Origin of the sequence: Vibrio fortis (genome assembly GCF_000695685.1) — a bacterium.
Classification (GTDB): Bacteria; Pseudomonadota; Gammaproteobacteria; order Enterobacterales; family Vibrionaceae; genus Vibrio; species Vibrio fortis_A.
In genome coordinates this window covers 45,069-57,167 of record NZ_JFFR01000032.1, presented here as the reverse complement: position 1 = coordinate 57,167, position 12,099 = coordinate 45,069, and the positions used below count along the sequence as shown (strand labels likewise).

Sequence of the window (12,099 nt, the reverse complement as noted above, 5' to 3'; positions counted from 1 at the left end):
GTGAATTGACTGTGCCGATAATAAATTATCGATTGGTCACTCAGTTCATTGAAATCAAGTTGAAACCGAAGTTTCATTTTTTGATATTCATCAACGAGTGCCCACACAGATTGATAGGTTCTAATTTTTAAAGAGCTTCTAGCGTTTTGTGATTCACATCTCAATCGCTAGGGGTGCGTACTATACTCGCACCGTTTTGAGAGTCAAGGGTTATTTTCAAACTCTTTTTTCTCTACCGATTTCAGTGTGTGACTTTCGTCTCACTCCGTGTCGGTGAGGCGGCATTATAGAGAGATTCGAATGGAGCGCAAGGGCTTTTTTAAATAAAATTTCCGTTCGACTAAAAAGCCATCAAAAGCGCTTATTTTGAATAAAAACTAAACATTTGAGACGCATCACAGCAATACATTGGAAAAATACAAACCATGAACGTAAGATTCATGTGTCTATTTTGTTAATAGTAGATGCGTCTATTTCGTTTATTAATATGTAGTAATCCGATATGAATTCAAAAAAATCGATGTTGTTAATTGTCGCACTGGCTGTATTAGGCGGCATTGTGTTTTCACAGGTTGATATATCGCCTGCAATTACTTTCGTTCTCGGTGTCTTGGCTTCAGCTTTTATTCTTAACCTTTCAGGCTCAGACACAAAATCAGATTCAGAACCTAAAGCTTCAACTCAAACCCTATACGTGGGTAACCTTCCATATAAAGCCAACGAATCACATGTTCGCGAACTTTTCTCTGAACACGGTGAAGTATTTGCCGTAAGACTAATGAAAGATAAGCGTACTGGTAAAAGAAGAGGATTTGGTTTCGTGGTGATGGCTAGCAACGATGTCAATAACGCCATTGCTAGCTTAAATGATAAAGACTATATGCAGCGTACATTGAAGGTACGTATCGCAAATGACCCTAAGCACCCTGAAGCGGACGGATCTGAACAGGCATAAAACCCATTTCTTTTAATGTTCTATTGAGTGCACCTTCTTTTCTTAGAGGTGCACTACAATATACCTCTCTTATTCCCACCACTTTTTCTGCACTTTCGACTTCTAATAGGCTTTGCACACGTTTAGCGATCGCACTGCCCGAGTCCACTAGCATGACATCCTCTCCCATTACGCTCTGGATCTCTTCTTTTATTAGTGGAAAATGCGTACACCCTAATACAGCGACATCTACAAGATTCATCATTGGACTGAGAATCTGAGTCAACTCCTCGAGGTTAACGAGCTCCCCACGCAATTTCTCTTCAGCCATGTCCACCAGCTTTGTCGAACCCAATAGTTCAACATGCTTATCACTAGAAAAGCTTTTGATCAGATCATGGGTATATTGACGAGTAATCGTTGCAGGCGTGGCAATCAGACCAACCGCTTTGTTTGCCATGAGGGAAGCAGGCTTAATAGCCGGAACGACACCAACAATTGGAATCGTATTATTGGCACGCAAGGTTGGAAGAACAATGGTACTTGCGGTATTACACGCAATCACCACTATATCGATAGCGTGGCTTTTGATAAAGCTAGCAACAATTTTCTCAACTCGAGCTATCAGAACCTGCTGTTCCAATTCACCATAGGGATAGGCTTCATTATCGAAAGCATAGATATAGTTATGGTTCGGCAGTAGCTTGTTTATCTCTTTATAGACAGATAAACCTCCTACTCCCGAATCAAATACCAGTATGTTTTTTTGTTGCTCGCCCAACACTGCATCTACCTATAAGAAAGTTCGCAGCAATCATACCCCTTCACTTATTATTCGCCAACTTAGTCACGGCTTATGTTAGCCAAGTAACGTTGATGTACGAAACGTTCTCCTCTATCGACTTCAAGCAACGAAACCTTTATTGCCCCATCAAATGATGGTGCTTTAGTTACTAATGTGTGGAACTCTCCATCCTCACCGCAAGGGTCAACACCGTTGGGGAGATTCTCTACCAACGATTTTGTATAAGCTTGCCCACAATACTCGGCTGATAAAGCATTGGTATCGATAGTCACTAAGAAGGTTTCGATGCCTCTCTCTATTATCTCATCGGCCAGTTGACTGCTCTCTTCTCCAAGCAGTGGGAATACACACTCCCAGCCAGCAGGTTCAATATAACTTCGACGATAGTCAGCAATACCGTTACAGAACATGTCGCCAAATGCGACCGCATCAATGGCTAGACTCGATTGCTTCAGTGCATTAACAATGGTGTTCTGATAAATCTCGTTTGATGGGAACACTTCCGGCAGCTCAATCATGATGATAGGCAAATCGAGCAGCTCCGCCTGCATAGCAACGACTTCTTTGGGGGTTGCTTGAAAAGGTACTTCGTCGCCGACATAGGTTGTGTATAGACCAACCACTTCATAGTCAGGACTTTCTACGAGTCGCTCGAGGGTTAACGTAGAGTCTTTGCCAGAAGACCAACTAATGATGACTTTCTTTTTCATATTAGATATCTATCGATAAGAAAAAACCGCCCGAGGGCGGTTTAGGTGATTAGAATTGGTATGCCAAGTTAAGGTAATACGCTCTTTCAGCTGCAGGGTAACCTAGAGCAGTTTCATACTCTTCATCGAATAAGTTATCTACACGAGCACTGATTGTTGTATTCTCATTTGCATAATAGCTAACGGCTGTATCAACCAATGAGTAAGACGGTAGAGTTACGTCACTGTAAGGCCATGTTCCATAATTAACATCAGGTCGTTTTCCAACATATTGATAGCTTATCGACCAATCAACAACATCAAAGGCTACAAGCGCATTCCACTTGTATAGCTCTTTTGCTCTGCGTTGTAGTTGCTTACCATCATCCCCCTCGGCGTCTTTATAATCCGCACTCAATTGGTGTTGAATTATGCCTGTATCAAACTCAGCAGTAAGTTCGACACCTTGAATGTGAGTCTCGCCATCAACGTTAATATACTTGTAAGTTGTTGGATGATAGTCAATTAGGTTCGTTATCTTGTAATCATATCCCGTCAATGTCCAATATACGTCTTTCACTACACCATAGAAACCTAGCTCAATCGCATCAGATTCTTCAGGCTTAAGATCTTGAGTTCCGTATAAAGGGTCATACTGTTGGTAAAGGTTCGGCGCTTTAAACGCTGTACCATAGGATGTTTTGATACCAAATTCAGGAATAAACTGATAACCAGCACCTAGGTTATAGGTAGTCTCAGTTCCAAACTCTTCGTTATCATCAACCCTAGCACTAGCTTCTAGAGTCGCGGACTCGACAGTTACTGAAGACAAACCAAATAGAGCTAGGTTAGAACGGTCGAAGGTTTTGTTTGCATTTTTATCAACGTAAGATTCATCACGCCAGTCTGCGCCACCAGCAAGAACCACATTTTTGTTTAGTTGATAACTGTTAATCCATTGAACATTAGTTTGTTCAAGTTCATCTTGAGTACCTGACGTTTTGCTTTTGCCGTACTCGTAATTCCATGAGTCTTGGCTTTGAACAGTAGCTTGTAGTTCTGAACGCAGCTTAGTTCCTTGGTAAGCACCTCCAATAGAAACTGATAAGTCGTCCTTTTCAGACTCCATGTAACTACGAGTACCGTATGTGCTGTCATATTGGTAAATATTTTCATAAGCACGAACATTACCAAAGACACTAAACTGTTCATTCAACTTATGGGTATAACCAATCAGACCATTCAGCGTTTCAAAGCCATGACGATCGCCATCATTTAATCCAGATACAGGCTTAACATTGTAGCCTTCATCACTTTCATGGCTGATTGCTAGATTTAGCTGGCCATTTTCAGATGTTGCGACACCTGATGCTAAACTCAGCTCTTGGTAATCTAAGCTTCCCAAGCCCGCACTCAACGTTGTTGATTCTTCCGTAGCACGTGCAATAGTAATGATGTTAATTACACCACCGATTGCTTCCGAACCATATAGAGACGCTCGAGCACCTCGAACATACTCGATACGTTGAACATAACTTAAAGGAATTTGGTTGAAGTCAACCGCCCCTTTTGCTGCTCTAGCAAATCGAACCCCATCAACTAAAACCAGTACCTGATCAGAGCTTGTACCACGAACGAATATAGAAGCTAGCTGACCTCTGCCACCATTTTGCGTAATTTGAATCCCAGTCAGTCGACGTAGTACGTCAGGAATTGTTTTAGCTTGCGTTCTCTGAAAATCTTGACGAGTTACCACTTCGACATCGGCTAGCGTTGAAGCTGCAGACTGCTCAAAACGGTTCGCCGTCACCACCATGGTTTCATCGGCAGAGGCTTCTTGGGCGTGTAAATTGGAGATAGGTGAAAGTAGCGACGCTACAGCTATCGCTAAAAGGGACTTGTTCATATTGTGATCCTAAATCGCGTAAATTCCTACCAAGCCAAATATTGTGACTTAGCTGCTGGCAGGTATTCGGACTCAAGAGCTCAACCTAGTGGTTACCTAATATTCGACTTCCCACATAATCCTGTATGCAGTGTCTTGGTGAATACTCGTTCTCTTTTACCGCTGCGCGTCAGTTCTGGATTTACACCAGATTCCCTTTTCAGCCATCTATACATCTAAATGGCACCAGCTTGAGAAGGATACTATTGTCCTATGGGTAATTTGTCTAGTCTAAGATAGTTATAAGCTATAGTTTTCATGGCCAATTTACAGGTAATGGCTCTCAACACTGGACAAGAGGCTGTGATTGAATAAAATCTGCGCTCTTGATTTGAACGCACCACAGCAAAAGGCATAACAATGGCGACTTTAGATGTAAACCCGCAACGCTACCAAGAACAACTGGCAGAAAAGACCGAGCGTCTGACTGAGATGTTCTCACAATACAATGTGCCTGAATTAGAAGTGTATGAATCACCAGAACAGCACTACCGCATGCGTGCAGAATTCCGCGTGTGGCATGAAGGTGATGACATGTACTACGTGATGTTCAATCAAGAAACCAAAGAGAAATATCGCGTTGATCAGTTCTCAGCAGCAAGCCGTCTTATCAACGACCTAATGCCACTGCTAATGGAAGCGATGAAGGGTAACCCGTCCCTGCGTCACAAGCTATTCCAAGTCGACTTCCTTTCAACCCTAAGTGGTGAAGTACTTGTATCACTGCTATACCACCGTCAGCTTGATGAAGAGTGGATTGAAAACGCAAAAGCACTTAAGCAGCAACTTAATGACGAAGGTTTCAACCTAAACCTGATTGGCCGTGCACGTAAGATGAAGATTGTGCTAGACCAAGACTACGTAATTGAAAAGCTTAACGTGAATGGCGACAGCTACATTTACCAACAAGTAGAGAATAGCTTCACACAGCCTAACGGTAAGATTGCGGAGAAAATGCTGGAGTGGGCGGTAGACTGTACTCAAGAAAGCAAAGGCGACCTGCTTGAGCTATACTGTGGTAACGGAAACTTCTCTTTAGCTCTGGCACAAAACTTCGAACGAGTACTGGCAACTGAGCTGGCTAAGCCATCGGTAGACTCTGCGCAATACAATATTGCAGCAAACAACATCGACAACGTTCAGATCATTCGTATGTCGGCTGAGGATTTTACTGAAGCGATGGAAGGTAAGCGCGAGTTCCGTCGTCTAAAACAAGCTAATGTCGACCTAAAGAGCTACAATTGCAACACGATCTTTGTTGATCCACCGAGATCAGGTATGGATGTTGATACGTGTAAAATGGTACAAGGCTATGAACGCATCATGTACATCTCTTGTAATCCAGACACACTCAAAGAGAACTTGGACATTCTGAGCGAAACTCACAACATCACGCGTTTTGCTCTGTTCGATCAGTTTCCATACACTCACCACATGGAAGCTGGTGTGTTCTTAGAGCGCAAAGCCAAATAGAAACGATAGATACAAAAGAACCGACCTTTACGCTCGGTTCTTCAAATCAAAAAAAACGAGCCACACGGCTCGTTTTTTATTGTCTATTCAGCTGAAGTTACGCTGACTTAGACATAAATCCTAGTTTCTTACCTACCCATGCGAGTAGCAGCATTGCCACGATAATAGCAAAGAAGTTAGAGCCAGCTTCTGGGTGCTGTGCTTTCACAAACGCCGAGTGGCCAAATGCACCAACGAAGAAACACGCTAGGCCAACTAGTGGGATATCTTCAGATACTGGGTTTGCTAGGTACTCTTGGTATAGAGCTTGAACAGCCAGTACTAGCGCAATAAGAGGGAAAATAGAGAAACCAACTTCGCTCATCGTTACCCAAGATAACAATGCGTCACCACAGACACCCGCAACAAGAGCCAGTACCAGTGTTTTTCTTTCTGAACCGCGGTTCACAGTATTCTTTTCATTCGACATTATTCAATCCCGCCTTTTAGTCGGTTACGTTCACGTTCTTTGCGATACCAATAAGCCCCTTTGGCTATCATTCGCAATTGCATAATCAACCGCTCAGCAAGTTCATCTCGCTCACGGCTATTTAAATCCAAAGCTTCTGCGCCGGAACTAAATACCAAGGTGACTGATGCTTCTGCTTGGGTAAAAGCCTCTTCACGAGTCATCCCCGTACCTATTAGATATTCCGTCATTTCCGCAACAAAGTGCTGCATTTCTCTTGCGACGGCTGTTCGAAACTCAAATGAGGTTCCTGAACGTTCGCGCAATAACAGTCTGAATACGTTTGGACTGCTTTCGATGAACTCCATAAAGGTTTCAACCGAGGTGCGGATAACACTGCCTTCTTTTACGATTCGTTGCCTTGCCTGACGCATCAACTGACGCAGTAACAAGCCACCTTCGTCAACCATGGTCAAACCGAGTTCATCCATGTCTTTAAAGTGACGATAGAAAGAAGTTGGGGCAATGCCGGCTTCGCGAGCAACCTCTCTTAAGCTCAGGTTTGAAAAACTGCGGTCAGCACTCAACTGACTAAACGCAGCATCGATTAAGCTTCGACGAGTTTTTTCTTTTTGCTGTGCGCGAATTCCCATTGGTTTCATACTTTATCAATTTCTTCTTTTACAGCCTAAACAGGCATGTCTAATACTCAGTTAAATATAACGCGAATCACTCTATTTTATAAGGAATTCTCGCTTTATATGACATCAGACACCCCTCTTTGTTCACGTACCGAAGTAAATACGTTCGAGAACAAAATTTCAATCACGGAGCTGTAATTTGGAGACATACAACATACCAAATATGACTTTTTCTTTAACACTGCGTGATCAGCTCGACTCTCTGATGCCCTTTTCATGTACCAAATAACGGAATCAGTTAAAATCTCGCTAAAGCAATGTTAAACAAATATAACAAGGAAGATTTCTATGTCGCATTCGAACCACTTTGATGTGATCGTGATTGGTAGTGGCCCCGGCGGTGAAGGGGCAGCGATGGGATTAACCAAAGCCGGGTTGAATGTAGCCATCATTGAAAAAGAAAGTAGCGTAGGCGGCGGGTGTACTCACTGGGGTACCATCCCATCGAAAGCACTACGACACGCGGTTAGTCGTATTATCGAATTCAATAACAACCCACTCTTTTGCCAAAACAACAAAAGCCTCCACGCCACTTTCTCCGACATTCTTGGTCACGCTAAATCTGTAATCGACAAGCAAACGCGACTTCGCCAAGGTTTCTACGATCGCAATCAATGTACATTAGTCTTTGGTACTGCGCGCTTCATTGATAGCAACACGGTTTCTGTAATGCAAAGTGACGGAACTGAAGAACTCTACTCCGCAGATAAGTTTGTTATTGCGACAGGCTCAAGACCTTACCAACCTGAAAATGTCGACTTCCTACATGAGCGTATCTACGACAGCGACTCAATCCTGTCACTAAAACACGACCCGCAACATATCATCATTTACGGTGCTGGTGTTATTGGTTGTGAGTACGCATCTATCTTCCGCGGATTGGGGGTAAAGACAGACCTTATCAATACTCGAGACCGACTATTGTCATTCCTAGACAATGAAACGTCTGATGCGCTCTCTTATCACTTCTGGAATAGCGGTGTCGTCATTCGCAACGATGAAACGTTTGAGCGAATTGAGGGTACAGACGATGGGGTCATCATCCACTTAGAATCAGGCAAGAAGATGCGTGCTGACTGTCTGCTTTATGCAAATGGCCGAACGGGTAATACCGACAAACTCAACCTTGGAGCCGTTGGCTTGGAAGCGGACTCACGTGGTCAAGTTTCGGTCAACGCCAACTACCAAACCAGTGTCAGCCACGTATATGCGGTGGGTGATGTGATTGGCTACCCTAGCCTAGCGAGTGCCGCATACGACCAGGGTCGATTTGTAGCGCAAGCAATTGTCAAAGGCGAAGCAGAAAGCCACCTGATTGAAGATATCCCAACCGGTATCTACACCATTCCAGAGATCAGCTCTGTTGGTAAAACCGAGCAAGAGCTTACTGCAGCCAAAGTACCTTACGAAGTGGGACGCTCTTCATTCAAACACCTAGCCCGTGCACAAATTGCAGGTAAAGACATCGGTAGCTTAAAGATTCTATTCCATCGTGAAACTAAGGAAATATTGGGCATCCATGTGTTTGGTGAGCGTGCTGCAGAAATCATTCACATCGGCCAAGCGATTATGGAGCAAAAAGGCGAAGCGAATACCATCGAGTATTTCGTGAATACGACCTTCAACTATCCGACCATGGCAGAAGCTTATCGTGTTGCTGCCCTTAACGGTTTGAACCGCTTGTTTTAACTAGGCTGCACAGCCTTAGGAGTATTTGGCCACCTATAGGCCAAATACTAAAACAGCAAGCACACACGCTTGCTGTTTCATTTCAAATCAAACACTTAATAACACTCAGATAGTAATTAGATCATAGTATTCTAAATGCTTATCTATCTGTACACTAAGCCAAGAACTCATTCCTTTTCCACTGTCTAATAAACAATACCGCTAGCCCAATTCCACGCATTCCCATGAAGCAAATCATCGCAAACCATAGTGCATGGTTCTCTAACGATGAGGCTAAAAAGAAGATAAGGAAGAAAGTGCAGGTCGCAACAAACATGCTATTGCGCATCTCTTTTCCCTTGGTCGCGCCGATAAAAATACCGTCTAGTAGGAAACACCACATTGAAACCAAAGGCATTGCAACAAGCCAAGGTAAGTAAATCATCGCCTGCACTTTTACCTCAGGTATGGTTGTGATCATATTGACCATGTTGCTACCTAGCATCATGAACACCGCAGTCAGGCCAAGACAAATGATTAAGCTCCAGAAAAAAGTACCTACGAGAGACTGATTCAACTCTTGCTTATCTTTAGCACCAATGGCCTTTCCTACCATCGCCTCCATCGCATAGGCAAAACCATCCATCCCATAAGAGATGATCATCAAGAAACTCATCAGTACCGCGTTGGCAGCAACCACATCATCGCCAAAACTTGCGCCTTGGAAAGTCATAAAAGTAAAAGTGGCTTGCAAGCACAGAGAACGTAAAAAAATATCGCGATTAAGTTTTACGAAACGAGAAAGCCCTTGAGTGGTCTGTTTCACCAAGGACAAGATTGCTGGTAACTGCCTCTTCGACCAAACACGTGCCACACATATCAAGCCAAACAACAGTCCCATATAATCAGCAAGTACCGAAGCATAAGCGGCCCCTTCAACTTGCCAACCGAGTCCAATTACAAACACCACATCAAAAACAATATTGGTGACGTTGGTGATGATCACCATCCACATCGGCGCTTTGGCATTCTGTGTTCCAAGCAGCCAACCAAGAATCACAAAATTACTCAAGGCTGCAGGAGCACTCCAAGCACGAATCGAAAAGTACTGCTCACCATAAAACTTCACCTGCTCGCTGGCGCTACTTAAAGAAAACACCACTTCAGCGATCATGCTGTGCAGCAGTAAAAACAAGGCAGCAAAACCCAAGCTCATGGTAATGCCCTGTACGAACACCAAACCTAATTGCTGATTATCGCTGGCTCCATAAGATTGCGCCGCCAAACCTGTCGTCGACATTCGTAGAAAACCAAGCAGCCAAAAGGTCACACTGATCATGGTGCCACCGAGAGCTACACCACCCAGATACCAAGCATGCTCTAGGTGACCGATAACAGCTGCATCAACCAAGCCAAGCAGTGGGACGGTTATATTGGAGAGAACCATAGGTATGGCGAGCATTAGTACTCGCTGGTGAACCGATAAATTCGTTAGAGTTTGAACAATTGATTGGGGGAGAAATAGCTTCACGATCACCTCTTTGATTTGAGGTGATAGTTTAACCTAGGGGGTAGAGATTCACTATTTTATGACTAGAGCTTGATAGAGAGTAGGAAGAAGAATACCTCTACCACTTCATCACGATAAGTTGTGGAGCCAGCCGCTTTTTGTATTGAGTCAACTTACTCAACATTCTTTGCCATAGCTTCCAGCGGTTACATTGTTGATCCAGAGGTGAGAAGGCTTTGACCCATTGAGTCCATGGTAGCCAATTCAACACGCTATCAACAGGGGAAGCCAAGCCGTGCGCGTATTCGCCAGAACCCAACTTTTGACCAAGCTTGCTTGAGGTCTTATCCCCTGCAAGAACTAAGCAGGCATGTGCATGAGTAAATTGACGGCTTAGCGCTTGAATAAAGTGCGCAGTGGTTTGTTCATCGCAATCGAGCAGTGCATGTTCACAAACAATCAGCACTGGCGCCTGCTCTGGAATATTCAGCTCATCAAGCCAAGTAAGATCATTCACTGAACCACACTCTAAGCGATAACGTTCATTTTTATGGAATAAACGCTGACGCCACACCAAGTTTTCAGTGACATCCAATTCAACCCAATGACAACGGCCGTTATCTAAACGGTAGAAACGTGTATCAAGCCCTGCCCCAACGTTAATGATCCACGCCTCAGGGTTATGAGATAGGTACTGTTGGATCTGGTTGTCACAAAGTTGAGTCAATGTCGCGTATAGAAGCTGTTGCTGGTCGAGCTCTCCCGTTAAACACTCCGGTGCAAGACGACAGCGGGTACATGCTTGCGCTGCAATTGGATCGTAAACGAGGCCATCGTCAGCGAGGCTTTCTCGACTGCGAAACCAAAGAGGTTGGATAAGGTTGCTAGGAACATGAAATTCAGAATGAGCCATGTCTTGCTGCGCCATCGGCTTACGGGCAGCGCTGCGCTTTGAGGAAAGCAGTGTTGACTGAGGTTTGTTTCGATTCGACATGTTCATCTTCCTTGTAACCCGACAAGGAAGATGATAATGAATATCAATTACAATGACAAGTTATTGAGAATAAATATCAATAACTCATTGTGTGATATTACATCCAATCTGTGTTGCGAATGATACCAACCGCTAAACCTTCAATGGCTAAGTGCTGGGTCTCTAGATCCACTTGGATTGGAGAAAATTCTTCGTTTTCAGCATGTAGTAGTACCGTTGAGCCTTTGCGCTCTAAACGCTTAACCGTTACATCATCGTCGACACGTGCTACTACAACCTGACCATCGCGTACATCTTGCGTTTTGTGCACAGCCAGTAGATCGCCATCCATAATACCGATGTCTTTCATACTTTCGCCATTAACACGCAGTAAGAAGTCTGCTTGTGGCTTAAACATACCAGGGTCTACTTGGTAATGCGTTTCTACATGCTCTTGAGCAAGGATAGGCTCACCCGCCGCCACTTGACCAATCAAAGGTAGACCTTCTTCGTCGTTGGCAGCGTCATCAAGCAAGATGCGAATACCACGAGACGCACCCGGAATGATCTCAATAGCTTCTTTTCGAGCTAGAGCTTTTAAATGTTCCTCTGCAGCATTAGCAGAGCGAAAGCCTAGTTCACGCGCGATTTCAGCACGTGTCGGTGGCATACCGGACTCTTCGATCTTGTTTTTAATCAGGTCGAAGACTTGTTGTTGGCGGGGCGTTAACGGCTTCATGAGTCACCTGTCTTTTTATACAGTTGACTGTGAGTATATCCAGTAACTGAACAAAAGCAAAGCAATTGGTTGTTTTTAGTTCATTTTTAAACAACGGGCTACTTTTTATAACTTTATAAACAGCCAGCTAAGTCGTTGTTTTAATCAAAGGCTTTAAAAATTGGTGACGATTAAACCTATACTCAATCAGTCGATGAATGATTTTCCGCAAACT

The 12,099-nt window shown here is 43.8% G+C and carries 11 protein-coding genes and 1 riboswitch; of the genes, 3 read left to right on the top strand and 8 right to left on the bottom strand.

The window, feature by feature from the left end; genetic code table 11:
- Positions 1-502 precede the first annotated feature (502 nt).
- Positions 503-955, top strand: coding sequence for an RNA recognition motif domain-containing protein (locus VFDL14_RS01825; protein ID WP_032553404.1), 453 nt, complete (start codon positions 503-505; stop codon positions 953-955).
- On the opposite strand, the gene murI is transcribed toward VFDL14_RS01825, so the two are convergent.
- Genes murI through btuB form a run of 3 tightly spaced genes read right to left on the bottom strand, consistent with a single transcriptional unit; the run spans position 918 to position 4,334 of the window.
- Positions 918-1,718, bottom strand: a complete 801-nt coding sequence (murI, locus tag VFDL14_RS01830; RefSeq protein WP_032553403.1) for a glutamate racemase — start codon at positions 1,716-1,718, stop codon at positions 918-920. The genes VFDL14_RS01825 and murI overlap by 38 nt on opposite strands.
- A gap of 59 nt (positions 1,719-1,777) precedes the next feature.
- Entirely contained in the window at positions 1,778-2,449 is a 672-nt protein-coding gene (locus tag VFDL14_RS01835) for an ATPase (RefSeq protein WP_032553402.1), read from the bottom strand.
- 49 nt (positions 2,450-2,498) lie between these two features.
- Positions 2,499-4,334: a TonB-dependent vitamin B12 receptor gene (gene btuB / locus VFDL14_RS01840; RefSeq protein WP_032553401.1), complete on the bottom strand. Its 1,836-nt coding sequence runs from the start codon at positions 4,332-4,334 to the stop codon at positions 2,499-2,501.
- A gap of 39 nt (positions 4,335-4,373) precedes the next feature.
- A riboswitch (cobalamin riboswitch) is annotated at positions 4,374-4,579 on the bottom strand.
- 154 nt (positions 4,580-4,733) lie between these two features.
- Between btuB and trmA the strand changes: the two genes are divergently transcribed.
- Entirely contained in the window at positions 4,734-5,846 is a 1,113-nt protein-coding gene (gene trmA / locus VFDL14_RS01845) for a tRNA (uridine(54)-C5)-methyltransferase TrmA (RefSeq protein WP_032553400.1), read from the top strand.
- A gap of 97 nt (positions 5,847-5,943) precedes the next feature.
- Here the strand turns inward: trmA and VFDL14_RS01850 are convergent, their stop codons facing one another.
- On the bottom strand, positions 5,944-6,315 hold the full coding sequence (locus VFDL14_RS01850) for a YijD family membrane protein (protein WP_032553398.1): 372 nt from the start codon (positions 6,313-6,315) through the stop codon (positions 5,944-5,946).
- Positions 6,315-6,956: an HTH-type transcriptional repressor FabR gene (gene fabR, locus VFDL14_RS01855; protein WP_032553397.1), complete on the bottom strand. Its 642-nt coding sequence runs from the start codon at positions 6,954-6,956 to the stop codon at positions 6,315-6,317. Before fabR ends, VFDL14_RS01850 begins: the two co-directional genes overlap by 1 nt.
- 327 nt (positions 6,957-7,283) lie before the next feature.
- Between fabR and sthA the strand changes: the two genes are divergently transcribed.
- A complete protein-coding gene (gene sthA / locus VFDL14_RS01860) occupies positions 7,284-8,684 on the top strand; it encodes a Si-specific NAD(P)(+) transhydrogenase (protein WP_032553396.1) in 1,401 nt (466 codons plus the stop codon).
- 154 nt (positions 8,685-8,838) lie between these two features.
- Here the strand turns inward: sthA and dinF are convergent, their stop codons facing one another.
- The 3 genes from dinF to lexA form a co-directional block, all read right to left on the bottom strand.
- Positions 8,839-10,194, bottom strand: a complete 1,356-nt coding sequence (gene dinF, locus VFDL14_RS01865; RefSeq protein ID WP_032553394.1) for an MATE family efflux transporter DinF — start codon at positions 10,192-10,194, stop codon at positions 8,839-8,841.
- A 97-nt stretch (positions 10,195-10,291) separates the two neighbouring features.
- On the bottom strand, positions 10,292-11,167 hold the full coding sequence (locus VFDL14_RS01870) for a class I SAM-dependent methyltransferase (RefSeq protein ID WP_032553393.1): 876 nt from the start codon (positions 11,165-11,167) through the stop codon (positions 10,292-10,294).
- 97 nt (positions 11,168-11,264) lie between these two features.
- Positions 11,265-11,885 carry a transcriptional repressor LexA gene (lexA, locus tag VFDL14_RS01875; protein WP_032553391.1) on the bottom strand — a complete coding sequence of 207 codons (621 nt, stop codon included), beginning with the start codon at positions 11,883-11,885 and terminating at the stop codon, positions 11,265-11,267.
- Between the last annotated feature and the right edge of the window lie 214 nt (positions 11,886-12,099).